The following is a 25440-nucleotide window of genomic DNA, read 5'->3' as shown; positions in this document are numbered from 1 at the left end:
GGCGATCCGGGCCAACGGGGCGGGGCTTCGGCAAGCCCCGCCCGGTAGCTGCCGGGCGGGACTGGCCGGCTGGCCGACCGGCTGCGAACCGAGTGCGCGTGAAGTCTTCGCGTGAGTGCTCTCTTCGCGTGAGTGCGCTCCGCGTGTGAGCGGAGGTACGTGCGGCGTACGCCCGGTACCTACGCCGTCGCGCTCCAACAGGCCCTGGTGAGGCCAGAAATGCCCTGAGTCGGCAGCACGGCTGCGAACCATACTGATGACGCTTCACGGCCCGGCCACCCGTTGCCCCTCCGGCCCGGCGTGGCCTGCCTTCCCTGCTCGTACGCGACCTTCCCGGCCGGTCCGCGGCGACCCTGCCCCTCGCCGGCCACCACCGAGGAAAAATCGAGGAAAAGGAGTTCTTCCCATGCGCCGTCTCCGCTCGTTCGCCGTCGCCGCTGCCGCCCTGACCGCCGCCCTGACAGCCGCTCTGGGGACCGCACCCACCGCGACCGCGGCCCCCACGGCGTCCGCCCGCCCGGCGGCCTTCCACTGCACTTCCGGCTACTTCTGCATCTACAGCGACTGGAACGGCGGGGGAACCCGTTGCCAGTGGTCGCAGTCCAGTAAGGCGAACACCGCCGACAACTGCTCCTTCATCCAGCGGGGACAGAATGTCCGCTCCGTATGGAACAACACCCGGCACCGCGTGCAGTACTACACGCAGACCAACTACCACGCGCGCGTCGGGTCCACACCCTCCGGCGCGGGCGGCAACCTGCAGGGCAGCTACCAGATCCGTTCCTTCAAGCCCCAGTAGGGGGAACCGGCACGGCACAGGAGCCGCCTTTCCCGTGGGCCGTCGCCCCGGGGAGGGCGGCTCCTGCATCTTCTCGGGACACCTTCGGAGCACCGTGTACCCCCTGCGCACCGCCGCGGCTGACGCACTGCGCTCGCACCGGTGACGCGCACAGAACCCGGCCCGCGCCGCAGGGCCACGCCACCGCCGACGCGCCCTCGGAAACCACGGAAAGAAGAGCCCCGGAGTGGTTTGACGCGGCGCCGAAGAGCACCAACTCCCCCTGCATAAGCCATCCTTGAGGATTCGCCAAGGACTGTTATGAGAGCAAATCACGTCGCATATCCGGTACGGCGAGCGGCAGAGGAAAGCGACCGGGGCGCCTCGACTCCGAAGATCCCGGAATGGGCGCGCACCATAGCGGCACCTCACGGCCAAACTATCGTACATATATCCGCAATTGCGAAGTTCATACAGCGAATATTTCCGGCCTAACGCCGTCAAACGGTTGGTTGCGGGTGGCGGGCTTCGACAACACGATCAGATTCCCGCGTGTCGCTCGGCCGGGTTCCGGCCACCTGACACGCCTGTCGTCGAGGAGGTCCTGTGATGAACGACCAGACGAGTCTCAGCCCGGATGCGGCACGGCAACTGGCGACCACCACCAAGACCAGCCCGCAGATGCGCGGTATCACCCCGCGCTATCTGCTCCGCGCCCTGCCATGGGTGGATGTCGAATCGGGTGTCTTCCGCGTCAACCGCCGCCGTACCTACGTCCTCGGCGACGACCGCATCAGCACTCACAACGATGGTGGTTCGCCCCGCGTCATTCCGGGGGATCTGCGGGAACTTCCGTACCTGCGGGACGCCGACGACGCACTGCTCTCCGAACTTGCGGGCTCCTTCACGGAAGTCACCTTCGAGGCCGGAGAAATGCTGGCCCAGGACGGTGAGGCGCACGACAAGCTGTGGGTCATCGCCCAGGGACGTGCCGAAAAGCGGGTCAGCGGACGCTACGGCGAGGACGCCGTACTCGAAGTGATCGGTGACGGCCAGTTCTTCGATCTCGATGCCTGGACCCGCTCCGAGCCCCTGCCGTACCGCATCCGGGCGCTCACCCCCGGCGTGGCCCTGTGCCTCGAACGCAGCGTGCTCACCGGGCTGTGCGACCGGAACACGGCAGTGCGGGGAGCGATGGATGCCTACCTCTCGGCCGACGGCGTCCTGCCGGGCGCCGAGGTACCGGTCGATCTCAGCGCCGGGCACGTCGGCGAACCGGAACTCCCCATGACGTTCGTCGACTACGAGGACACACCCCGCGAGTACCACATGACCCTCGCCCAGACGGTGCTGCGCGTCCACACCCGGGTCTCCGACCTCTACAACGGGCCCATCGACCAGACTCGCGCCCAGTCCAACCTCACCGTGCACGCCCTGCGTGAGCGGCAGGAGGCCTCGCTGCTCAACCACCCGGAATTCGGCCTCTTCAACAATGTGGCCCCCGGGCAGCGGGTGCAGGCGCGCACCGGTTCCCCGACCCCCGACGACCTGGACGAACTGCTCACCAGGGTCTGGAAGCAGCCCGGCTACTTCCTCGCCCACCCCAGGGCCATCGCCGCATTCGGCCGGGAATGTACGCGCCGGGGCGTGCCCCCGGTGATCGACAACCGCTTCGGCAGTCCGCTGCTGACCTGGCGCGGCGTGCCGCTGCTCCCCTCCGACAAGGTGCGGTTCTCCGGCAGTGCCGGCGTCGGCACCACCGAGATCCTGCTGATGCGCACCGGTGAGGCGGAGCAGGGCGTGGTGGGTCTGCGTCCCGCGAAGGTCGAGGACGAGGTGGAACCCGGCCTGTCGATGCGGAACATGGGTGTCGACCAGAAGGGCGTCACGTCGTACCTGATGACGGCGTACTTCAACACCGCGGTACTGGTGGAGGATGCGCTCGCCGTACTCCAGAACGTCGAGGTCTCCAACTTCCATGACTATTCCTGACGTTACCGGGAGCCGGTGGCCGCACACGGCTCCCCCCGCGAGCCCCCCGGCCGACGGCCTGACATCCGCCGATCCGGCCACGGCACTGACTGCGGCGCTGGCCACGGCACTGGCTGCAGCGTCGGCCATGAGCACGGGCGCGGGCGCGGGCACGGACGTGCCCGCGGATCCGGTCACCGCTGCTACGACCGCCGCTGCTCCGGCCGCCGCTGGGCCGGTCAGCACTGCCCCGCTCGCCGCCGGTCCGGTCAGCACCGCTCCGACCGCCGCCGTCCCGACCAGCACCGCCACGGTCAGCGCCGATCCGGCCGCCGCCATCCCATCCACCGACCAACCCATACACCCCACCACCACCCAGCCCGTGCAAGCCGCCGCCACCCAGCCCGTACAACCCACCGGCCTCCCCGGCCAACACGTCGCCTTCTCGCCCGAGATGGCCCGCCGGGACTTCCCGATCCTGCACCGGACCGTGAACGGGCACCCCTTGGTCTGGCTGGACAACGGGGCCACCACACAGAAGCCACGCCAGGTGATCGAGACACTGGCCGGCTTCTACGGATCCGCCAACTCCAACATCCACCGTGGTGCGCACACCATGGCCCGGGAAGCCACCGAGGCCTACGAAGCGGGCCGGGCGGCGGTCGCCCGGTTCCTGGGCGCACCGTCACCCGACGACATCGTCTTCGTACGCGGCACCACCGAGGCGATCAACCTCGTCGCCCAGAGCTGGGGGCGGGCCAACCTCGGCCCCGGGGACGACATCCTGGTGCCTGTACTGGAGCACCACTCGAATATCGTTCCCTGGCAGTTGATCGCCAAGGAAACCCGTGCCCGGGTGGTACCCGTACCCCTCCAGCCGGACGGTCAGATCGATCTCCACGCGTACGCCGATCTGCTCTCCATGCGTACGCAACTCGTCGCCGTAAGCCAGGCGTCGAATGTGCTCGGCACCGTCCCGCCGGTGCGCGAGATGACCGCGCTCGCCCACCGGTACGGCGCCAAGGTTCTGGTGGACGGGGCCCAGGCGGTGGCGCACTTCCCGGTCGATGTGCAGGACCTGGACGCCGACTTCTATGTGTTCTCCGGCCACAAGCTGTTCGCCCCGACGGGCATCGGCGCTCTGTACGCGAAGCCGGAGGTCCTGCGGGACATGGCGCCGTGGCAGGGCGGCGGCAACATGATCGATTCGGTCAGCTTCCACCGCACCACCTACGCCCCCGTACCGCACCTCCTCGAGGCCGGAACCGGGCACATCTCCGGCGTGGTCGGTCTGCTGTCCGCGCTGAACTGGCTGACCTCCTTCGACCGGGACGCCATCGCCGCCTACGAGACCTCGCTGATGGCGTACGCACAGCAGGCCCTGGCCACGGTCCCCGGCCTTGAGCTGCTGGGCTCCGCGCCCGACAGAATCGCGGTACTGACCTTCACCCTCGCCGGCCACGCCCCGTCCACGATCGCCGAGTGGCTGGACCGCGACGGCATCGCCATCCGGGCCGGCCACCACTGCGCCCAACCGGCGCTGGCCCACTACGGCCTGGAGAGCGCGGCGCGTGCGTCACTCGCGCTCTACAACACATCCGAGGAGGTGGACAAACTGGTGGCATCGCTGCACCGGTTGCAGCAGACCGCCTGACCCCACTCCGTCCGTCCGGGTTGCCGGCCATCCTGCCGGTCGGCGACCCGGATGGCAACGCCGGCGCCGGGGCCCTGGCCTGCACCGGGGCTCCGGCCGGCGGAGGTCACCGGCCGCCGGACGCGCGCTGTGTGGGCCAGTCCCGGGCCAGGACCGACCAGATCTCCATGTCGTGACGTACACCGCGGTAGGGGTTGCTCTCCCGTAGCACTCCCTCCCGCACCATGCCGAGCCGCTTGGCGACGTTGATGCTTGCGGTGTTGGAGGAGGACGCGATCCACTCCACACGGTGCATCCCACGTTCCCCGACCGCCCAGTCGATGAGCACCCGGATCGCGCGCGTGATCAGACCGCGCCCGGCGGCCGCCTCCTCCAGCCAGCAGCCGACCTCGCAGTTGCCGGACTCGGTGTCGAATGTCCTGAACAGGACGCCGCCGACGAGCACACCGTCCGCCCAGATTCCGTAGAGCCGGCCGGTGTCGGCAGCCGCCTTGTCCGCGTAGGACTGCAAGAACGCCGTGGCGGAGGCGAGATCGGTGGCGCGGTCCGCCAGCCCGATGGAGCGGCCGATGTACTCGCGGCCCCGGTCCATATGGGCGAGGTACTCCCCGGCATGCCACGGCTCCAGTGGCCGCAGCTCCGCACCGTCGTCGCCCAGCGATCTCGCGAACATCTGATTCTTCCCCGTCTCACTGCCATGTCAGCCTGTTGTCGTGCGCGCCTGACCGGACGAGTGGCTGTGCCGTCGTCGCCCGTGCGCTGCGCTGCGCCCGGAATCGTCCCACAGCGGCATGCGCCACCTCTCCGTGCCGCCCCGGGGCCTGGGACACCCGGGACGCCCGGGACGCTCGTGCAGCGCAGGAGGTGCCGGCATGGGTCGCTCCTCTCCGTGTGCGGCGGGCGCGACGGGCCCCCGCCCGGACGGCTCGCGTACACCTCGTGGACAACCGCATACGGCAGATTCCTGTGCCGCGAGTTGCGAAGGCAGGCAGGCAGGCAGGCAAGTCACACAAGGACGTAAGCAGGCAGGGCGAGGACTAGGCGATGAACGAACCGGCAGGCAGAGGGAATCAGCAACCGCTCTCCGTGGACGGGCCGATGGGCATGCTGGCCAACTGCGAGGACGTCTGGGACACGCCGGACCGGTCGGGCGACCCGGTGGACATCCTCGACCACGGCCTTCAGGTAGCGGCCGTTCTGGCACTGCGGCACCCGCACGACGAGGAGCTTCAGGTCGCGGGTCTGGTGCACGACATCGGCCACCACCTGGTTCCCGGGGACGAGGCACGGCACGGCGAGCACGCCGCCGCGGCCGTCGCCGGCCTGCTGGGCGCGCAGGTCGCACGGCTGGTCGCGCTCCACATCCCTGCCAAGCGATACCTCGCGGCGACGGACGCGGAGCATGCGACCGGGCTGTCCCCGGAGAGCACCCGTACCCTCGCCCTCCAGGGCGGCCCGATGACGCCTGAGGAGCAGGCCGCGTTCGAGGCACATCCCGACTTCCTCGCGGCCGTCGCGCTGCGCCACGCCGATGACGCGGGGAAGGTCGTGGGCCTTCGGGTGGCGGGCCTGGAGCAGTGGCGGCACCGCGTCGAGCGGGTGACTGCCCGAACCCAGTATCAGGGCCGGTAAATGCATGCCGCCAGCGGGGCGTGCACCTTCCAGCCCAGCGTTTCGTAGAGTGCGCGGCCCTCGTCGGTCGCGCCCAGAATGCCGAGGTCCGCGCCCTCGGCCACGGCACGGTCGGCGAGCGTACGCATCACGAAGTTGCCCAGGCCGCGGCGGCGGTGCCGCTCCTCGGTCGTGACGCGGTCGATGACCGTGGCCCGCCCGAGGACGGCCATCTGCCCGTCGGCGGCCGGGTCGCCCGCAGCATCCCGTAGCCGGACGTGGATGAGGCCGTCGCCGGTCTCCACGGCCGCGGTGTAGCCCTGGGGCACCACTGGGTCGGTGACCTGCAGGTCCACGGCCATCAGATGTCCTGCCTCGTCCTTGTCCACCACCCAGCCCTGCGGCAGCCAGTGCCCCACATCCACGGGTTCCATGGGTACCTTGAGCCAGGTGTGCGGCACCGTCACCGCGGCGGCGGCCCGGCGTACCGAGGGCTCATCGGCGTGGGGCAGTACATGGCGCCCCACCTGGTCGGGCTTGCCCACCTCGATATACAGCCCCCACGGATGCTCGACCGGCCGGGGCGTGCGCCGTGAAACGGCCCAGCCGGACGCCCAGATCCTGACCAGATCCGGAACCATCAAGCCCTCCCGAAGTAAGTGGTGATATTCGATAGGGCATCTTACTTTGGCTCGAAGGGTGGTGACGCGGCATTTTTCATTCCGCGTCCCGGGCTGCGCGCGGCTTGCACGCCTCAGATCCCGGGTGAGGCCACCCGCGTGTAGGTCTTCGGTGTACTGGTACCGCCGGGGCTGGTGACGGTGACGTCGACCGGGCCGGCGGGACCGGGCAGGGCGTCGACGACGATGTGGTTGTCGGAGACGACGGTGAACCCCGCGGGGTCGGTGCCGATGAGCACCTGGGTTGCCTGGGCGAAGCCGGTGCCGGTGAGAGTGAGGGTGATGCCACCGGCGGTGGGCCCCTGATTCGGGACCACGGTCGTGACGACCGGTGCCGCCAGGTAGGTGTAGGAGATCCCGTTGCTCGTTCCCCCTGCTGTGCTCACGGTGACGTCGACCGGACCGGCGCCTCCGGGCGGAACCACGGCGGTGATCTGAGTGTCCGAGACCACCGTGAATGTGGTTGCCGCGGTCGTCCCGAAGCGCACCGCGGTGGCTTCGACGAGGTGGACACCGGTGAGCGTGACGGTGTTCCCGCCCGAGAGCGGTCCCGAGGGCGGGGCAACACCGGTGAGGACCGGCGTACTGACGTAGAAGTAGGCACTCTGGAGGGTGCTGGCGCCGCCCGGGGTGGTCACGGTGATGTCGACCGGGCCCGCGGTGGCCGCGGGGACCACGGCGGAGATCTGGGTCGGGGACAGCACCGTGAAAGAGGTCGCGGGGGTGGTGCCGAAGGTGACCGCGGTCGTTCCGGTGAGGTTGGCGCCGGTGAGTGTGACGGTGTTCCCGCCGGACGTGGGCCCTTGGTGGGGACTGACGCCGCTCAGGGCGGGCGTCACGGCGTAGGTGTAGGAGACGCCGTTGCTGGTGCCGCCCGGGGTGGTGACGGTGACCTGCACCGTGCCGGTCCCGGCAGGGGCGACGGCGGTGACGTGGGTGTCGGAGACGACGGTGAAGGAGGTTGCCGCCGTGGCACCGAACCGTACGGAGCTGGTGGTGGCCAGGCCCGTGCCGGCGAGAGTGACCGTGGTGCCCCCGGCCGGAGGGCCCGAAGACGGGGTCACGGAGGTCAGGACCGGCGCGGAGACCGTGGTGTAGGTGAACGGCACACCGTTGCTCGTACCGCCCGGCCCGACCACGGTGACCTGCACCGTGCCCGACCCCGCAGGCGCCGTCGCCGTGATCTGCGTAGCGGAGTTGACCACAAACGAAGCCGACACCGCACCGAACCGCACCACCGACGCACCCGTAAAACCCGAACCCGTCAACGTCACCGACGTACCACCCGACGACGGACCCGAAGCAGGAACCACCGACGTCAAGACCGGCGCGGAGACCGTGGTGTAGGTGAACGGCACACCGTTGCTCGTACCGCCCGGCCCGACCACGGTGACCTGCACCGTGCCCGACCCCGCAGGCGCCGTCGCCGTGATCTGCGTAGCGGAGTTGACCACAAACGAAGCCGACACCGCACCGAACCGCACCACCGACGCACCCGTAAAACCCGAACCCGTCAACGTCACCGACGTACCACCCGACGACGGACCCGAAGCAGGAACCACCGACGTCAAGACCGGCGCGGGGGTGGCGACGTAGGAGAAGGTGACGAACTGGTTGCTGATGCCGCTGGGGGTGGTGACGGTGACCTGCACCGTGCCGGTGCCGAGCGGCGTGGTGGCGGTGATCTGGGTGTCGGAGACGACGGTGAACTGCGACGTCGGTGTGGCACCGAAGCGCACGGCGGTGGCACCGGTGAAGCCGGTGCCGGTGATCGTCACGATGGTGCCGCCCGCGGAGGCACCCGAGGCGGGAGAGACGGAGAGGACTGCGGGTGTGGCTGCGGCCGACGTCTGCGCGGCGGAAGCGGTTGGCGGTTCTGCTGAGCGATTCACGGCCATGGTCCTTCGAGAGCGTGAGCCCCGGCCGGCCGCCGAGGAGAAGCGCCGGGCCGAGGCTTGTCAGTGAGCTGGGTGAGGACCGGGCAGGGCTGGGCGCACCCTGTCCGGACGGGTGGTTCGGTGGCCTGATCCGGGGACCGGGCCGTCAGTGGCTCGGGGTTCCGGTCAGATGCCGGGGCCGGCCAGGTAGGTGAAGTCGACCGGGGCGGTGGCAACGCCACCAGTGGTGGTCACGGTGACAGCGGCGGGGCCGGGGGAACCGTCCGGCGTGGGCGGGGTGACGACGGAAACAGTGGTGTCGCTGATGACGGTGAACGGTGCGGGCGTGGCGCCGAAGACGACCGACTGGGTGCTGCTGAGGTTGGTGCCGGTGAGGGTCACCACGGTTCCGCCGCTGGCCGGGCCGGAGTTGGGGTTCAGTGTGGTGACGGTCGGGGCGTCGACGTAGGTGTAGGACAGGCCGTTGTTGGTTCCGCCCGCGGTGGTGACGCTGACGCTGACCGGTCCGGGGCCCGTGCCCGCCGGCACGGCGACGGTCAGCTGGCCGTCGTTGACCACGGTCGGGGTCGCCGTGACGGCACCGAAGTTCACCGCGCTGGCGGTGGTCAGGCCGGTGCCGTTGATGGTGACGGTGTTGCCGCCGGCGGTGACGCCGGTTACCGGAGAGATGCTGGACTTGAAGGGCGCGCCTACGTAGAAGAACGACAGCGGGTTGCTGGTTCCGCCGGGGGTGGTCACGGTCACCGGAACCGTTCCGCTGCCCGACGGGCTGATGACGGTGACCGAGGTGGGGGTGTTACCGGTGATGGTGGCTGTCTTGGAGCCGAAGTGCACGGCAGTGGCGCCGCCGAGGTTGGTACCGGTGATGCTGACGGTGGTCCCGCCTCCGGTCGAACCCTGACTGGGAGAGATGGGCATGGCGAAGCTCCTTCGGTGGAGTGTGTGAGTGGGAGTGATCAGCCGAGACCGGGCGGCCGTGTGCGCCGCCGGTGTCGGGATGGGCTGCGTGATGCGTGGTGGCCGAGGCGCCGGCCGGCCGTCAGGTGCAGCCGATGACGCTGCCTGACGGAGCACAGTTGTCCGGGGTGTTGCCGCTCACGGTGGTGCCCAGCAGGGTCACACCCCCGGAGTTGACGTAGATGCCGCCGCCGCTGGAGGTGGCGGTGTTTCCGGTGACGGAGCTGGCGGTCAGCGACACGGCACCGTTGTCGTTGTAGATTCCGCCCCCGGCAACGGCGGTGTTGCCGGTGACGGCGCTGGTGAGCAGGGAGACCGTGCCCCCCAGGTTCGAGATGCCGCCTCCCGGCCAGGGAGACACGGCACTGCCGCCGCGTACGGTGACCCCCACCATGCTCAACTGGCCTTTGGTGCCGGGCACGTTCGCGGCCCCTTGGACCTGGAGGACCCGGAAGGCCGGGGCGCCCGGGTCACGGGCGATGGTGACGCCCATTCCCACCAGGGTGATCGACGTGGTGATGGGCGGAAGCCCCACCGGTCCGGTGGGTCCGGTGCCGTGCGCGCTGGTGATTTGGTAGGTGCAGAACGGGACCAGTGCCAGGGTGCCCCCGTCGGCAGCGTTGGCCTCCGTGATCGCATTGACCAGCGAGGTTTCGCTGCACAGCACAGGCGTCTGGGCGTGTGCCTCGTTCGGGACCGCGACCAGCCCGGCGGTCAGCGCCACGGTCAGGGCGCAGACACCGAGGATGGAGCGCAATGTACGGACAGTTCGCATGACGTCCCCAGGAAGAGGTGATGTGAGCCGCCGCACCAGCCGATGCCGACGAACGGCACCTGCCTGGTGTCTTCACGCCTCTGCCCGGGAGGGCATCCGTCGCGGTGCCAGTGCTGCACCGCCGCCTGCCCTCACGTGGGTGTGTGGTCGAGGTAGGCCGGCTGCCACTCGCCCGAGAGGGTAGGCGGCCCACCGGATTGGATGGCTCCAAGTAATCCACCCGAGTGAGCACGCCTGCAACGGTCTTGACGCCCCGTCACCCGGATGGCAGAGCGCGCATCGGGTTACTCCACAACGCCGGAGCCGGCCGCGGGCGCGTGGGCTCGCGGCCTCTTGTCGCCACGGCCGGTCCGGGGCGGCGGATGCCGGGCGGCAGGCGGCGGGCGCAGCGGCCGCTGGGGCGTGGCACCGTAGCGACGCGGCCCGACCGCGGGCAGTTGCTCAGCCGGGTCCGGTTCGACACGAGTCCGATTCGACACGTCCGATTCGGCACGAGTCCAGTTCGGTCGGCTCCTGCCCAGCCGGTCCGGTTCGCCCGGGTCCGGTCGGCGCCTTCGTCCGGCGCCTTCGTCCGACCCTCTCCCCAGCGACTGCCGGGCGTCGGTGCGCACTGCCGGCCACCCGCACCGCTTTCCCCCATGGCGTACAGCCGGTCCGGCGGCAACGACGCCTTACACCTCACCCGCGAAAGGGCCGCCAAGGACTCGATCCCCTCGGGGGAGCGATGAATCCGCGACGTGGATATCAGCGAGACGCACGGCCGCCACGGAAGGCGATCATCTCGGCACTTTCGGTGATGACGACTGCGTCCTACCTGGTCAAGCGCGGACCGGTCCGGTTGACGGGACAGCTCACCAGGGGCGGGCCGGCCGGTAAGAAGCGGCGGATCGGCGGGCCGTACCGAGCGCGTCACGCGAGGGCCACGCCGGATCAACACCGCGGTCATGCCCGACCTCCCAGGCTGGCTATCGACGGCCCGTCCACTCAAGAGGAGGCATCATGGCGACCAACATCCGGAAGCGCATTCCCCACGTGATCGGTGCATCTGTCCTGGCTGTGACACTCACCGGAACGGTGGGCGCGATCACCGCGATGAGCAGTGAAGCGCCGCAGACAGCGAAAGCTTCGGCCCCGACCAGCACCGAACAAGCCACAGGAGCCACTACGACCGGCGCCACGATCGGTGGCGGAGTGGGCGGCACCACCGGCGCCACCACCACCGGCGCCACCATCGGCGGAGGCGTGGGCGGCACGACCGGCGCCACCACCACGGGCGCCACCATCGGCGGAGGCCTCTTGGGCGGCACCACAGCCGCCACCACCACCGGCGCCACCATCGGCGGCGGCCTGGGCGGCACCACCGGCGCCACCACCACCGGCGCCACCATCGGCGGCGGCCTGGGCGGCACCACCGGCGCCACCACCACCGGCGCCACCATCGGCGGCGGCCTGGGCGGCACCACCGGCGCCACCACCACCGGCGCCACCATCGGCGGCGGCCTGGGCGGCACCACCGGCGCCACCACCACGGGCGCCACCATCGGCGGCGGCGGAGGCACGCTCTGCCAGTTCCGTGTCGTCCAAGGCAGGCTCGTCCTGGTGCCGGCGGGATGCAGGCTCGGCGGCGGCACGACCGGCGCCACCAGCACCGGCGCAACGATCGGTGGCCGCGTGGGCGGCACGACCGGCGCCACCACCACCGGCGCAACGATCGGCGGCGGCGCAGGCGGCACCACCGGCGCCACCACCACCGGCGCAACGATCGGCGGCGGCGCAGGCGGCACCACCGGCGCCACCACCACCGGCGCGACCATCGGCGGCGGCGCAGGCGGCACCACCGGCGCCACCACCACCGGCGCAACGATCGGCGGCGGCGCAGGCGGCACCACCGGCGCCACCAGCACCGGCGCCACCATCGGCTGAGACGAGCCACGCGCTGCGCGGAGTTCTCGGCGGCGGGGACGACCTGATGCCCGCGGCGGGCACCTCGGACGAGGGCCCGCTCAGGGTCCCTCCAGAAGGGGCGTGGGCGACGGTCTCCTCCGCCGGCGAGGCGGGTTGGTAGCCATTCCTCCCCAGACCGTCCGAGTCCCCCGTCGGGACGGTGGTACCGACGGGGGCGCGGTCCTCCCGCTGTTTCGTCGAGCGCAGTGCCGTACCCATGGCTCGACCGCATCCCGCATCGCCGCATCTGGGGGCGGCGAGGCCATCACCCTTGTCTCCCGCTCCCCCGGTGAACGGGCTCGCCCGCACCGGGGGTGCGTGGCATCCGGACGCATCCAAGGCAACCGCACATCGAGTCCGCCCCGGCCGCGAATTCCCCCTGTCGGCGTTTCCCCTGTCAGCGTTTTCCTGGCGGCGATTTCGCCCCGGCGGCGTCGCCCTGACCGCCACGCTCGTGCGCACGGGTGGAAGGATGCGGGCCATGACAGCGCAACTGCCGTTCGGAGACGGGTTACGGGCAAGGCTGGGAACACCCGGAAGACACCGCAGGCTGGACAGCAGCCCGCGCTCGCGCGTCTGGCGCGTCGAGCTGAACGGAAGACCGGCGGTCGTCAAGCAGATCGTCGGCGCCCCCGACGCCGCACAGCGGTATGCACGCGAGGTGACGGCCCTGCGGCTCGCCTCCCGGGGCGAACCGGCCATTGTGCCGGGCCTGCTGGGCACCGACGACGAGGAGCGGGTGCTGGTTCTGGAGCGTCTCGAGCCCCGCCGGCCGCCCCGGGAGTGGATTGTCGACTACGCCACCGCACTCGCCCGGCTGCACGCCACCGGCACCCCCGAGGACACCGGTCTCCTGCCGGCCTGGTCCGGCCCGGCGCAGGACGACATCGGCTCGTTCCTCCGCCTGGCCGAGGCGCTGGACGTGTCCGTGCCGTCCTGCGCGCCCGCCGAACTCCGCGCTCTCGCGGACCGGATCGGCCGGGCAACGGGGCACGCCCTGCTCCATGGGGACCCGTGCCCCGGAAATGACCTGCACACCGCACAGGGCGTCCGGTTCATCGACTTCGAACAGGCCGCGCTCGGCAACGGGATCATGGAACTCGCCTACCTGCGCATCGGATTTCCCACCTGCTGGTGCTCCACCGCGGCAACCGCACCGCTCATGGACCGCGCCGAGGCGGCCTACCGCACCGCATGGACCACCGCGACCGGGACCGAGCCCCACGGCGATCTGACCGACGCCTGTGCCGGCTGGCTGCTGCGCGGCGACGCCCTGGTACAGCGGGCCCACCGCGGCACCGTCGACCACCTGGACCGCATCCCGGACCACGACTGGAAATGGGGCACCGCCACGGCCCGGCAGCGGCTGGCCCACCGGCTCGGCGTCGTCGCGCAGCTGACGGCCGAGCGGGCCGATCTGCGAGGTCTGCACCGGCTCACTTCGGACCTGCGGCGGCGCATGCTGGACCGGTGGCCCAGGCTCAAGCCACTGCCCTCGCAGCGTCCGTAGTGGCCGCCCCCGGACTCGGACCGGGCCCGACCGGCCCGGTTCACCTCGTCCGCCCGCCCCACCCGGTCGGCCCCGTCCGCCCCGTCCGTCAGATCAGCCGAGGTGAGATCCGGTCTTCTCCAGGGCCTCGCGTACGGGCTGGTAGAAGGACTCGCCGCCCAGAAGGCAGCTGCCCCTGCCACCCGAGGTCAGGCCCAGCGCGGTGTCTCCGTCGAAGAGCGGGCCGCCGCTGTCGCCGGATTCCGCACAGATACCGGTCTGGACCAGATCGTCGACCGGCCCTTCCTGGTAGTTGGCCGTCACCTCGACGGCGGTGACCTCACCGGTCCGGACATGCGTACTGCTGCCGCTGCGCCGCACCCGCTCGCCCACGATGGCATCGCCCACCTTGCCGATCGGCTGCAGGCTGCCGTTGTAGAGGTCCACCCGGCTGGGGTGGGCGATACCGGCGTCGGTGTACTTCGCGATCCCGAAGTCGTCACCGGGGAAGGCTCCGGCCTCCGTCACCGCGATCTCCGGACCTCCTTGTGAGGCGGACCAGTTGCGCACCGCGTTGGTGCAGTGGCCGGCGGTCAGGAAGTACGGCTGTCCGTCCCTGATGACGTTGAAGCCGAGCGAGCAGCGCGCGCCGTTGCCCCAGAGGGCGTTGCCACCGGAGATCAGCGGCCGGAGTGTGCCCGCCGACTGCCTGAGGACGACCCGGTCGCCGAGCGAGGAGGTGACCTTCTTGAGCTGCGTCAAGCGGTCGCCCTTGACCGTACGGTCGGCGACGACGACCACCTTGTTGGTCCTGGGGTCCATCGCCCAGGACGTCCCGGGGATGGTGGCCTTCTGCTTGAGGGTCGCACGAGCCGCGTTCAGCGAGGTGAGGGAGTGCTTGACGATCTTGGCATCGGCGCCGGCACCATGGACCTTGGCCACGGCGGCCGCGGTGGTCACATTGACGATGAGTTTGTTGCGCGGCGCGTCGTAGTAGAAGCCCGCCGCGCTGGCTCCGAGGGCGGAGCTGATGGTCCTGGCGCGCTGCGCGGCAGCGGTCGCTGACGGGGGCTCAGGGGCCTTGGCGGGGGCGGCTTGGGCGCACTGCAGGGTGAGTGCGGCGGCGATCAGAACCACGGTCGCCGCACTGCCGAGGACGGTGCGGGACTCAGGTGCGCTGGTGTGCTTCAACTCAAGACCTCTGGTGTGGGAGTGGGGCCTGCGGTGGATATCCGGGCCCGCCTGAGGCAGGCGTTTCCCTCCCCCTCGACCCAGCCGTGTCCGCGCCGCCCGGTCCTTCGCGCAGGGCATTTCCCGCACACGCGCAGCGGCGCATCAGTTCGCTCCTATATCGCGGTACCGCTGTTACCGGTGTTACCGCGCACCCTGTGCACCGGAATGCGTTGCCTCGTCATATGCCCTGCCCTTGAGGGTGATCGGCGCCCCAGGCAGCCGGTGTGCATGGCACGGCGGAATGACCTCATTCTTTCCCGCGGCTGCTTCGCGCTCCACCCGCCCGGCCACAGGTCCGCAGGAATCACCTGTACGGCCGGGGGCACGCCTGAGGGATGTCCCGTAGGCCACCAGCGGATACGGGCGTTGCTGCGGGCGGGACTTACGGCGCACCGGGGCCTCCCCTGGGCCGTATGAGTGAAATCGGGTCATCCTCCCTAGGCACGGGCGTGGAGCGGTGGGTCAATCGAGGTATCCGCGCGACGGGCCGCCCATTCCTCCGCACGGGCCGGATCAGTCATTCCCGTCGATCCCCCGGCGACCCCCTCCGCGCACCTGTGCATCTGCGTGGTGGTCATGGGCCCGGTCGTTCTCGCAGGAGGCCACTCGTGCACGATCTCCCCGGACCGTCGTCCCCCTCCACCTCGACGGTCGGCCGCGTCGTCGGCCGCATCGGTGCACAGGAGCCGTCGGCGAAGGACACCACACGACCGGGCCGGCCCCGGCAGTTGCCTTCGCTGACCGGTCTGCGGTTCGCCGCTGCGGGCGGAGTCGTCTTCACCCACAGTGCGCTGCTGATCAACCCCCACCTCGCCAGGACCCTGGGACCCGAGGTATGGGTCGGGGCGAGTTCGGTTTCGCTCTTCTTCATTCTGAGCGGCTATGTGCTGACGCATTCCGCCCGCCCGGGCGACACCGCACGCGCCTTCTGGCGGCGCCGGGCCGCCAAGATTCTGCCCAATCACGTACTGACCTGGTGCGTGGTCATGGCCGCGCTCCTCTGTGCCGGAGGGACGGCGACACACGGTTCCGGATGGCCGGCGAACCTTTCCAGTCTCTTCCTGGTGAACACCTGGGTTCCCAGCCAGCGCTTTGTCTCCGCGGGTAATCCGGTTTCCTGGTCACTGGCCGCCGAAGGGTTTTTCTATCTTCTCTTCCCCCTGCTTCTGCCGTATGTCGAGCGGCTGTCACGCCGTGGACTGCTGATCGGGGCGGGAGGGGCCGTCACGGTCGTCTGGATCTGCCCGGTGCTCTACGAGTTCGTCCTCAATCCGGGCGGACCGTCCTTCCCCGGATACTGGTCCTTGTACATGCTGCCGATCACGCGGCTCCCCGAATTCGTCCTCGGCATGATGCTGGCCCGTCTCTCCTCGGCGGGAATGCGGATTCCGCGCATCGGCGTTCTCCCGGCCGCCCTGGGCGTCATCAGCACGATCGTGGTGAACGCCGCGTTGCTGCCGCACAGCTTCCTGTACGCGGCCTCGACCGTGATCCCGCTCGCCACGCTCGTGTACGCGACCGCCGAGCTGGACCTGCGCGGCAGAAGGTCGCTGCTGCGCACGCCCGTCCTGGTGTTCCTCGGCGAGATCTCCTACGCCATGTATCTCGTCCACTTCATGGTGCTGGGGTTGCTGTACCTGTCGTTGACGGGTCATGGATGGAGCAACGTCGCCGTGGTCCTGGCCGGCCTGCCCGTCGTGCTGCTGACCTCGTGGCTGCTGTATGCGGGGGTGGAGCGGCCGTGTGTGCGGCGCCTCTCCATGTCCCGCCGTGCCCGTCCCCGTGCCGCCGCCCCTGCGTAGTGCACCCAGGCGTTCCGGCGTCCGTGCGGTGCGCCCGGTCTTCGGAGCGGCCGGCGTGCCTGGCCCGCCCTCCGCACCGGTGGCAGCGCTCCCCCTCAGGACCACATCGGAAAGAAGCCCCCATGATGAGTATGCGAAGCGAGCAGATCGCCGCCCACCGGCCCCGTTACCAAGACGAGCTGGCACACGGGCTGGAGCGGTTCTTCGAACCACGGCGCACCACGTGTCCTTGGTGCACCTCCTCCCGGCTGCGCGGGCGCCTGCGCACCACCGACCACCCCCAGCACAAGCCCGGGACGTTCGTACTCGACCAGTGCCGCAGTTGCGGGCACGTGTTCCAGAATCCCCGGCTGAGCGCGGATGGGCTGGATTTCTACTACCGGGACTGTTACGACGGCCTGGGCGAGGCGACGATGGCCCGGCTGGCCCGCTCGCCCCTCGCGGTGCGGCTCTACCGGGCCCGGGCCCGGGCACTGCTCCCGTTCGGCCGCCCGTCACGGTGGCTGGACGTGGGAACCGGTCACGGCCACTTCTGCGCCGAAGCCCGGAAGATCCATCCGGGCACGCTGTTCCACGGGCTCGACTGGGGCGAGGGCGTCGAGATCGCCGCCCGCAACGGCCGTATCTCCCGGGCCTACCGGGGCTCCTTCGTCGGTCTGGCAGGGCAGTTGGCCTGCCAGTACGACGTGGTGAGCATGTATCACTACCTGGAACACACCCTGGCGCCTCGGCAGGAACTGGCCGCCGCCCACACCGCGCTCCGGCCCGGCGGCCACCTCCTGGTGGAGGTGCCCGACCCGGAATCCGCCGCCGCCCGGTTGCTCGGCCAATGGTGGGGACCGTGGCTCCAGCCGCAGCATCTGCACTTCGTCCCCCTGGACAACCTGTGCAGTGCACTGGCCGAGCAGGGGTTCACCGTCGTGGCCACCGACCGGCACGAGCCCCATGTCCCCACCGATCTGACCTCCGCGGCGGTGAACATGCTCAAGTCCGTCCTGCCGAGCGAGGATCTGCCATGGCTGCCCCGGAGGCCGGGGCCGGTCAGCCGCTGGATCCGCGGGCTTGCCCTGCCGGCCGTGGCGCCCGTGCTCCTGGTCCTCCTCGTTCTCGACCTCCTGCTGGCGCCCTTCACACGGCGCACCCGGCTGTCCAACGCCTACCGGGTGATCGCACGCCGCGACTGACCACCGCGCCGGGATGCCGCGAAATCGCCCGCAAGGAGGTCACCCGGCCCTCGTCCACCACACCACTGCGCGGGGTTCCCACGCGTACGACTGCACACGGAAATGCGGTGCTTACACCGCCCGGGTGAAGCCGGCCGCAGTCGGAATCACCGCAGCCGACGAAACGGGACACTGCCGACCATGCACATCCTGATCGCTACCGCGGGTTCGCACGGGGACGTCGCTCCTTACACCGGCCTGGGGGCCCGGCTGCATCGCGCCGGACACCGGGTGGTGATGGCCACCCATGAACGCTCGGCCGAGTTCGTACGCCGCAGCGGCCTGGGCTTTCACCCCCTTCCGCTCGACCGGTACGCCACGTCCGGAGCGGAGGACACGCCGGGGCACAGGCCGGGGAAGGGCGCCGGCCTGCCCAAGTCCGAACAGATGCGGCTGGCACGGGAGTTGGCGCCGGAGATGGCCGACGCGGTGGCCGAGGCCTGTGCCGCTGGGGCCGAGGTGCTTTTGTTCTCCAGCAGCCTGGCTCCCCTGGGGCTCGTGGCGGCGGAGGGTCTGCAACTGCCCTGCGCCGGCGTGTTCTTGCAGCCCCTGGAGCCCACCCGGGAGTTCCCGCCGGTCATCTTCGACGTGCCGTCGTGGGGACCGCTCGCCAACCGCGCGCTGGGACAGTGCGCGCAGTCATTGCTGGCCCGGGCCTTTGCTCCCGGGGTGCGCCATCTGCAGCGCCGGCTGGGAGTGACACGGGAGGCTCTGGAGCGGCGCCGGGCCACCTGGCCCGTCCACCACGGATTCAGCCCGGCGGTGGTTCCCCGGCCTGCCGACTGGCGGCCGGGCATGGAGGTGGCGGGCTACTGGTGGCCGTCGGAAGTACCCGGCTGGACACCGGACTCCAGGCTGGCGGATTTCCTCCAGGCCGGTCCGCCACCGGTCTTCGTGGGCTTCGGCAGCATGGCGCCCAGTGACCCGGAACGGCTCGGGCGCCTCCTGGTACGCGCCTTGCGGCTCGCCGGGGTACGCGGTGTCGTCCAGTCGAGCGGGGCGGGCCTGTCGGTCGAGGGGGACGATGTCCTGACGGTGGGCGAGGTGCCGCACGCCCAGCTGTTTCCGCAGGTGGCAGCCGTCGTCCACCACGCGGGGGCCGGAACCACGGCGGCCGGCCTGCGCGCGGGCGTGCCGGCAGTCCCCGTTCCCATGATGCTGGACCAGCCGTTCTGGGCGTCACGTCTGACGTCGCTCGGAGTCGGTCCCGGGAAGATCCCCTTCCAGCGGCTGACCGCGGAAAACCTCGCGGCCGCCGTGGGGAAGGCCGTGCGGGACCCCCGATACCGTCATCGCGCCCGTCAGGTGGCGGCGTTGCTCGGTACGGAGGACGGGGCCGGCCGGGTGCTGGCGGCGGTCGAGCGCGGGGCGGGAGGAGACCGCAGGGGCGATCGAGACGCAGGGCGCTGAGGCTGCCTGCCGGGGGTCCGGCCGGGCTCGCCCCCGCCCCCCTTCGGTCGGGGTGCGGCGCCGGTGCACCTCAGTCAGCGGAGCCCAGCGAGTCCGGTGAGTCCGGTGAGTCGAGCCCGTCCACTGATTCCAGGAAGCTCACCATCCGGCTGTTGACCGACTCCGCGTGGTCGATCTGGGGTCCGTGGCCGGTGTCGGCGACGATCTCGACGCGGGCGCCGGGCACCAGACGCGGGACACGCTCGCGCTGCCGTTGGGGATGCACCAGCAGACTCCGCTTTCCGAGCAGCAGGTAGAGCGGCGTGCGGATACTGCGCAGTTCGGCTTCGGTGAGAGGGAGCGGGGCGGGACGGCGGATGCGGTAGGCGCGCACGCCGAGCCGTATCATCGCGCGCAGTTCCGGCACCACCAGGACCGGCTGGTCGAGCCAGGCAGCGAGGCGTGGACGCAGCGCCTTCGGCGCGCAGGTCGCGAAGAGGCTGACGAAGATCCAGGCGAAGAACCGGAGTCCCACCTTCTCCAGGCCGCCTGGGTCGAGCAGGGTGACCGAGGCCAGCCGGCCGGGCCGGTGCAGCGCCTGGTTCAGGGCGAGCCATCCGCCGTAGGAGGACCCGACGAGGTGGACCCGGTCGAGTCCGAGGCCGTCAAGCGCCTCGTCGAGCCACTGTGCGGCACGTTCGGGCTGGTGGATCGGCTGTTGCTGCACGCTGCGGCCCGGATCGCCGGGGGTGTCGATCGCATACACCGGGCGCTGTGTGCTCAGGGCGGCGACGTTCGGGTACCACTGCGACGAGTTGCCGCCGGCGCCGTGCACCAGGACCACCGGAGTGCGGGAGGCGGCGCCGGGCTCCGTCGGCCCGTACCGGTAGACGTGTGTGGTCCCGAAGCGGGTCTCCACGTCGCACTCCCCGGCCGGGGCCGGACCCAGGGCATAGACGGCGTCGCACGCGGCGAAGTACCGGTCGCGCACCGCCTCGTTCACATAGCGGCCGACGGCGGGGTTGTGGTCTTGCGTCGTGGTGCCGGGCACGGCGGGCCACCTCCTGACAGCAGGTTTAGTGGTACCACCGTATCACTAAAGTGGTACAGCGGTACCATGTAGCCGATCCCGCAGGCCGGAACGGAACGAACGAGGCGGAGGGCACGGGCTGATGCCGAAGCGCGTGGACCACGAAGAGCGGCGCACCCAGATCGCCGAGGCGCTGGTCCGGGTCGCCGGGCGGCGCGGCTTGCACGCCATCGGGATGCGCGATGTGGCGGCCGAAGCAGGAGTATCCCTGCGGCTGGTGCAGTACTACTTCGAGACCAAGGAAAAGCTGCTGCTCCACGGCTTGCAGCAGCTGACCACCGGACTCGGCGCCCGTATCGCCGACCGGGTCCGGGCCGCGGGGGATACCCCGGGACCACGCGGGATGATCGAGGCCATCCTCCTCGAAGCTCTCCCCGTCGACGAGGAGAGCCGGACTTTCCACCTCGTCTACACCTCCTACGCCGTGCTCTCCGTGACGGATGAGGCACTGGCCGCCCAGCCGTTCATCGACGGCCCCGATGCCGCCGAGGACTTGGTGGCCGGCCAGTTGGAGCGGGCACGCGAGGCCGGCCTGACCGCGCCCGGCACGGACGTACGCACGGAGGCGATCAGCCTCCTCGCCCTGTCGGCGGGTCTCGGCACCAGCGTCCTGGTGGGCCAGCGCACCCCGGAGGCCGCAGCAGCGGTTCTCCGTCATCACCTGGACCGGCTCTTCCCGGACGGTGGGTGAATGGACCCGGAATGCCGGAGCCGTCGCCCGGACAATTACGTCGCCTCCCCCGGCATCTGCAGTTAGCCTCGGCCTCCGTGACCACCACCCTGCAGACCATCGATGACGCGCCCGTCCGGGGCGTCGTCCTCGGTGACATCTCCCGCCGTACGACGGCCGGTTCGGCGCTTCGGGGCGTCACCCACGAGTGCAACCGCGGGCGGCAGACGTGGCCCCTCGCCGGTGCCGGAGAACAGCCGGTGCCGGAGAACTGCAGGCGCAGTGACTCAAGGGCCGGGGCCCGTCCCCATGACGCCCCGAGGAAGGAAGCCGCATGACCGAGTCGTTGACCCAGCGACTGATCACCGCCCTCGAGAGGGGGCAGGTGCACCGCGTGGACTCGCTCCTGCGGAAGGGGGCTTCTCCGTCCGCTGCGAACACCGACGGGGAGACGCCGTTGTACCTCGCCGCGGTGAGCGGACACACGGACCTCGTGCGACTGCTCCTCGAAGCGGGCGCCCCACCTGACACGGAGAGCCGTGGAGAGCCGGGCAGTGCGGGACTGCCGCTGTGTGCGGCGGCGTGCTGGGACCACTTCGGGGCGGTGCGCGAACTGCTCGCTCACGGCGCCGACCCCGACCGGCGGGAGGATGACGGCACCGCCTACTCCCCCCTGATGTGGGCGGCCGCCGGAGGCCACCACCGGACCGCCCGGCTCCTGCTCGAGGCGGATGCCGATCCGGACGCGCGCCATCGCGGTCAGACCCCGTTGATGGCGGCGGCCGAGCGGGGATCGATCGCGGTGGTGCGGGCTCTGCTGTTCCACGGTGCCGACCCCCGTCTCACCGATACGTGGGGCCGGACGGCAGGGGACATGGCCCGCGACAAGTGCGGCAGGGACGTCGAGAGCGAGCTGCGGGAGAAGGCTGCCGCCGCCCCGGCCAGCAGGTGCGAGGTCTGGCGCAGTCCCCGTCCCGAGGGCACGGAGCTGGTCGAGGTCACGGTCAGCTCACCGGACGGCAGGGGCGGAGCCCAATGGCAGGGGGAGACGGGGCATGCCCTGATCGCCGCGCTTCTGCAGGACGCCGTGCGGGAGTGAGACACGTCGGCAAGATCTCACGGCCACGGGGGTACGCCGCCCCGGACAGCCCTGCGTCGCCGCGGCGTGGGGAGTGCGTCCGACAGGTGTCCGGCAGCACCCCGGCAGCCGGGCAGGGCTTGAAGGAAGGCACGGAGCCTGCACAGACCCTGCGCGGCCCTGCGCGTCAAGGCCAACCTGCCGCCTCTGTAGAGTGATTGGCCTGGTGAGCACGACCAATCGGGGGAGAGTGGCATGGCCGACCGGCAGCGGTTCCCGCACACGGAACGGACAGACCGGGCGGACCGCGCCGACCGGACCCTGGGGAGCCGGCAGCTCGCCGCGATGCTGCCCGACCCGGCCCAGGCGCGGCCGGCCTACCGCCACCTGGCCAGGGCGATCAGTGCGCTGATACTGGACGGACGCCTCGCGCTGCACCTCAGGCTCCCCGCCGAACGGGAGCTGGCCACGGCCCTCAACACCAGCAGGGCCACCGTCACCGCCGTGTACGACCTGCTGCGCGAGAGCGGCTACGCGCACAGCCGCCAGGGTTCCGGTACCTGGACGGCCCTTCCGGAGGGCCGGGCCCCCAGCGGCATCGCACGGCTCCTCGGGCCTCAGGACACCGCGATCGACCTGGCCAGCGCCGCCCCCGGACTGCCGGAGCAGACGCTCCTCGATGCCCTCGCCCAGGCCACCCCCCGACTGGCCGAGCACGCGCACACCCCCGGCTACCACCCTTACGGCCTTCCGGAACTGCGCGCCGCCGTCGCCGAGCGTTTCACCCGGCGGGGTCTGGCCACCATGCCCGAACAGATCCTGGTGACCGCCGGCGCCCAGCACGCGCTCACGCTCGTCCTGGGGCTGCTGTGCCGGCCCGGTGACCGGGTCATGGTCGAGAATCCGTCCTATCCGAACGCCCTGGAGGCCATGCGCCGCGCCCGGTTGCGCACGCTGTCGGTCCCGGTGACCGACACCGGCTGGGACATCGAGATCACCGAATCGACCTTCCGCCAGGCGGTGCCCCAACTGGCTTATCTGCTCCCCGACTTCCACAATCCGACCGGCTGCCTCATGCCCGATGAGGAGCGCGTCCGCGTCCTGCGCGCCGCGGAGCGCTCCGGCGCCTGGTTGGTCGTCGACGAGACCCTGGCCGACCTCGCGCTCGATGTCCCCGCCCCGGCGCCGTTCGCCTCCCGCGCCACTCCCGGCGGGGCAGGCCAGGTCATCACCATCGGCTCGATGAGCAAGACGCACTGGGGCGGTCTGCGCATGGGCTGGGTGCGCGCCCCCGCGCGGCTGGTCACCGAACTCGCCGGCCAGCGAGTCGCCACCGACATGGGCGGCTCGGTGCTGGACCAGCTGCTGGCCGTCCCCCTCCTGGCCCGTGCCGGGGACCTGTTGCCGGCCCGCCTGGAACAGTTGCGCCGGCAGCGCGCCGCTCTGGCCGCGGCCCTGACCGAGCACCTGCCGCAGTGGACCTGGCAACTGCCGCCCGGCGGACTGTCGCTGTGGGTCGACCTCGGCGCGCCCCTCGCCTCGGCGCTGGCCGAACGGGCCCTGGACTACGGGGTACGGATCGAGGGCGGTGCGTACTTCGGCGCCGATCCGGGCCTGTTCGAACAGCGCCTGCGCATCCCCTACACCATGTCGCCGGAGACCCTGCGTGAGGCCGTGCACCGCATGGCCGCCGCCCTCGCGGCGGGGCTTTCACCGTCGTCCGCCACCCGCCGAGCGCACTGGGTTGCCTGACCCGGGCACTGCATGCGAGCGGCCTTCTGCGGCGTCGGCGCTTCCAGCCGGTGTGCACCGCACCGGAGTTGACGCGGTCCCCGGGCAGCCGCGCCCTCGGCCTGCCGTCCGCCTTGGCCACCACACCACGCTCGCCCCCCTCGTCACCCATTAGTCTGATAATTACTCTCTTTCACACTCCGTCTGCATTGTGTAAAACCTTTGGTGTTAGCCACATATGGAGGGCGTCATGGGTGCATGGTCAGTGATGCCCGGCCATCGGCAGGGCATCTCGCACCACGGCCTCGCGCCATGGCAATGCAGAAAGGCACGATCCATGACTGACGGATTCAAGCGCGCCCTCGCTCTCGGGGCCGCCACCGTTGCTCTCGCCGGAGGCACCCTCCTCTCCTCGGTGGGTATCGCCTCGGCCACGCCGTCGCACCACGGAGACCACTCCACCACCCGACACGTCGACAGGGGGCGGTGCCACATGGTCCACGGACACTGGACCCGCACCTGGCACCCGGCCTGGCGTGACCGGCACGGCGTGCGCCACCCCGGCTACTGGACCCGCACCTGGCACCGGGAGCACCTGGTCTGCCACCGCCACTGACCACTCCCCGGAGTAACTGACCACACTCCCGTAGCAGTTGCAGGGCCCCCGAGCCGACGCGGACTCGGGGGCCCACCCGCGTCCGGCTTCAGCGCACGCCGTGGGGCCGGAACTGGATGCTGATCCGCGGCCCCGCCGCACGGCCGGTCTTGGGGATCGCATGTTCCCAGGTCCGCTGGCAGGAGCCGCCCATCACGATCAGGTCGCCGTGCCCCAGCGGCCGCCGCACCGTGCCGCCGCCGCGCCGCGGACGGAGCAGCAGATCGCGCGGCGTACCCACGGACAGGATGGCGACCATCGTGTCCGCGCGCCGGCCGCGGCCGATCCGGTCGCCGTGCCAGGCCACACTGTCGCGGCCGTCGCGGTAGTAGCAGAGCCCGGCCGTGGTGAACGGTTCGCCGAGCTCGGTGGCGTAGTGGACGGACAGCGCATCCCTCGCCTCGGCCAGCACGGGGTGCGGCAGTGCGTCGCCGACCTCGTAGAAGGCCAGCAGCCGCGGGACATCCACCACCCGCTCGTACATCCGCCGGCGCTCAGCCTGCCAGGGCACCTCGGCGGCGAGCCGCGCGAACAAGGCGTCGGCCCCGCTCAGCCACCCGGGCAGCAGGTCGATCCAGGCCCCGTCACCGAGCTCGGTCCTGCGCACGCCGCGCAGTGGCCCGAGACGGACCTCGTCGGCCTGGTCGAAGAGCGAGCCCTGAAGGTGCATGGCCATGCTTCCAGAGTACCCATAATTCGAATACGTGTTCTGTCGCGCGGCCGTCACACGCGGACACTCCTTGGTCATCGCTTGCACTCCGGCACACCCCGACACGCAACCCACACACCCCTCCACCCCGACGCGCATCCCC

At 70.8% G+C, this 25440-nt stretch carries 22 protein-coding genes; 14 read left to right on the top strand and 8 right to left on the bottom strand.

Annotation, left to right across the window (positions count from 1 at the left end):
* Positions 1-406: 406 nt before the first annotated feature.
* The 3 genes from ABR737_RS42995 to ABR737_RS42985 all read left to right on the top strand — a co-directional run bounded on the left by ABR737_RS42995 (position 407) and on the right by ABR737_RS42985 (position 4403).
* On the top strand, positions 407-799 hold the full coding sequence (locus ABR737_RS42995; protein WP_350256579.1) for a peptidase inhibitor family I36 protein: 393 nt from the start codon (positions 407-409) through the stop codon (positions 797-799).
* A gap of 588 nt (positions 800-1387) precedes the next feature.
* Positions 1388-2770: a family 2B encapsulin nanocompartment shell protein gene (locus ABR737_RS42990; protein WP_350256578.1), complete on the top strand. Its 1383-nt coding sequence runs from the start codon at positions 1388-1390 to the stop codon at positions 2768-2770.
* A 127-nt stretch (positions 2771-2897) separates the two neighbouring features.
* Positions 2898-4403 (top strand): SufS family cysteine desulfurase, encoded by a 1506-nt coding sequence (locus tag ABR737_RS42985; RefSeq protein WP_350256577.1) that lies wholly within the window; start codon positions 2898-2900, stop codon positions 4401-4403.
* A gap of 106 nt (positions 4404-4509) precedes the next feature.
* Here the strand turns inward: ABR737_RS42985 and ABR737_RS42980 are convergent, their stop codons facing one another.
* Positions 4510-5076, bottom strand: a complete 567-nt coding sequence (locus ABR737_RS42980) for a GNAT family N-acetyltransferase (protein ID WP_350256576.1) — start codon at positions 5074-5076, stop codon at positions 4510-4512.
* A 371-nt stretch (positions 5077-5447) separates the two neighbouring features.
* On the opposite strand from ABR737_RS42980, the gene ABR737_RS42975 reads away from it, so the two are divergent.
* On the top strand, positions 5448-6035 hold the full coding sequence (locus ABR737_RS42975) for a metal-dependent phosphohydrolase (RefSeq protein WP_350256575.1): 588 nt from the start codon (positions 5448-5450) through the stop codon (positions 6033-6035).
* Here the strand turns inward: ABR737_RS42975 and ABR737_RS42970 are convergent.
* The 4 genes from ABR737_RS42970 to ABR737_RS42955 all read right to left on the bottom strand — a co-directional run bounded on the left by ABR737_RS42970 (position 6023) and on the right by ABR737_RS42955 (position 10324).
* Positions 6023-6655 (bottom strand): GNAT family N-acetyltransferase, encoded by a 633-nt coding sequence (locus ABR737_RS42970; protein WP_350256574.1) that lies wholly within the window; start codon positions 6653-6655, stop codon positions 6023-6025. The genes ABR737_RS42975 and ABR737_RS42970 overlap by 13 nt on opposite strands.
* A gap of 113 nt (positions 6656-6768) precedes the next feature.
* Positions 6769-8586: a beta strand repeat-containing protein gene (locus tag ABR737_RS42965; RefSeq protein ID WP_350256573.1), complete on the bottom strand. Its 1818-nt coding sequence runs from the start codon at positions 8584-8586 to the stop codon at positions 6769-6771.
* Between the two features lie 171 nt (positions 8587-8757).
* Positions 8758-9510, bottom strand: a complete 753-nt coding sequence (locus ABR737_RS42960) for an IPT/TIG domain-containing protein (protein WP_350256572.1) — start codon at positions 9508-9510, stop codon at positions 8758-8760.
* A gap of 121 nt (positions 9511-9631) precedes the next feature.
* Positions 9632-10324, bottom strand: a complete 693-nt coding sequence (locus tag ABR737_RS42955; RefSeq protein WP_350256571.1) for a right-handed parallel beta-helix repeat-containing protein — start codon at positions 10322-10324, stop codon at positions 9632-9634.
* A gap of 999 nt (positions 10325-11323) precedes the next feature.
* Between ABR737_RS42955 and ABR737_RS42950 the strand changes: the two genes are divergently transcribed.
* Together ABR737_RS42950 and ABR737_RS42945 are read left to right on the top strand one after the other, a co-directional pair.
* The gene (locus ABR737_RS42950) at positions 11324-12247 is read left to right on the top strand and encodes a hypothetical protein (protein ID WP_350256570.1); all 924 of its coding nucleotides are present in this window, start codon (positions 11324-11326) and stop codon (positions 12245-12247) included.
* A gap of 502 nt (positions 12248-12749) precedes the next feature.
* Positions 12750-13778: a phosphotransferase family protein gene (locus ABR737_RS42945; RefSeq protein WP_350256569.1), complete on the top strand. Its 1029-nt coding sequence runs from the start codon at positions 12750-12752 to the stop codon at positions 13776-13778.
* Positions 13779-13871: 93 nt separating this feature from the next.
* Here the strand turns inward: ABR737_RS42945 and ABR737_RS42940 are convergent, their stop codons facing one another.
* Positions 13872-14948: a S1 family peptidase gene (locus ABR737_RS42940; RefSeq protein ID WP_350256568.1), complete on the bottom strand. Its 1077-nt coding sequence runs from the start codon at positions 14946-14948 to the stop codon at positions 13872-13874.
* Between the two features lie 650 nt (positions 14949-15598).
* Here ABR737_RS42940 and ABR737_RS42935 point away from each other — a divergent pair.
* The 3 genes from ABR737_RS42935 (at position 15599) to ABR737_RS42925 (ending at position 19425) form a co-directional block, all read left to right on the top strand.
* Positions 15599-16792 (top strand): acyltransferase family protein, encoded by a 1194-nt coding sequence (locus ABR737_RS42935; protein ID WP_350256567.1) that lies wholly within the window; start codon positions 15599-15601, stop codon positions 16790-16792.
* Between the two features lie 122 nt (positions 16793-16914).
* Complete coding sequence (locus ABR737_RS42930; protein WP_502964462.1) at positions 16915-17976, top strand: class I SAM-dependent methyltransferase; 1062 nt, start codon at positions 16915-16917, stop codon at positions 17974-17976.
* Between the two features lie 180 nt (positions 17977-18156).
* Complete coding sequence (locus ABR737_RS42925; protein ID WP_350256566.1) at positions 18157-19425, top strand: glycosyltransferase; 1269 nt, start codon at positions 18157-18159, stop codon at positions 19423-19425.
* Positions 19426-19495: 70 nt separating this feature from the next.
* Here the strand turns inward: ABR737_RS42925 and ABR737_RS42920 are convergent, their stop codons facing one another.
* A complete protein-coding gene (locus ABR737_RS42920) occupies positions 19496-20455 on the bottom strand; it encodes an alpha/beta fold hydrolase (protein ID WP_350256565.1) in 960 nt (319 codons plus the stop codon).
* A gap of 121 nt (positions 20456-20576) precedes the next feature.
* Between ABR737_RS42920 and ABR737_RS42915 the strand changes: the two genes are divergently transcribed.
* The 5 genes from ABR737_RS42915 to ABR737_RS42895 all read left to right on the top strand — a co-directional run bounded on the left by ABR737_RS42915 (position 20577) and on the right by ABR737_RS42895 (position 24589).
* Positions 20577-21185: a TetR/AcrR family transcriptional regulator gene (locus ABR737_RS42915; protein ID WP_350256564.1), complete on the top strand. Its 609-nt coding sequence runs from the start codon at positions 20577-20579 to the stop codon at positions 21183-21185.
* 77 nt (positions 21186-21262) lie between these two features.
* On the top strand, positions 21263-21502 hold the full coding sequence (locus tag ABR737_RS42910) for a hypothetical protein (protein WP_350256563.1): 240 nt from the start codon (positions 21263-21265) through the stop codon (positions 21500-21502).
* Positions 21499-22263 carry an ankyrin repeat domain-containing protein gene (locus ABR737_RS42905; RefSeq protein WP_350256562.1) on the top strand — a complete coding sequence of 255 codons (765 nt, stop codon included), beginning with the start codon at positions 21499-21501 and terminating at the stop codon, positions 22261-22263. The genes ABR737_RS42910 and ABR737_RS42905 overlap by 4 nt, the downstream gene beginning before the upstream one ends.
* 234 nt (positions 22264-22497) lie before the next feature.
* Complete coding sequence (yczR, locus tag ABR737_RS42900; protein ID WP_350256561.1) at positions 22498-23994, top strand: MocR-like transcription factor YczR; 1497 nt, start codon at positions 22498-22500, stop codon at positions 23992-23994.
* A 316-nt stretch (positions 23995-24310) separates the two neighbouring features.
* Entirely contained in the window at positions 24311-24589 is a 279-nt protein-coding gene (locus ABR737_RS42895) for a hypothetical protein (RefSeq protein WP_350256560.1), read from the top strand.
* An 88-nt stretch (positions 24590-24677) separates the two neighbouring features.
* On the opposite strand, the gene ABR737_RS42890 is transcribed toward ABR737_RS42895, so the two are convergent.
* Entirely contained in the window at positions 24678-25304 is a 627-nt protein-coding gene (locus ABR737_RS42890; protein ID WP_350256559.1) for an alpha-ketoglutarate-dependent dioxygenase AlkB, read from the bottom strand.
* Positions 25305-25440 lie beyond the last annotated feature (136 nt).

The organism is Streptomyces sp. Edi2, from assembly GCF_040253635.1.
Lineage (GTDB): Bacteria > Actinomycetota > Actinomycetes > Streptomycetales > Streptomycetaceae > Streptomyces.
Note: the sequence above shows the minus strand (reverse complement) of the source record. Positions and strands in the feature narration are given on the sequence as shown.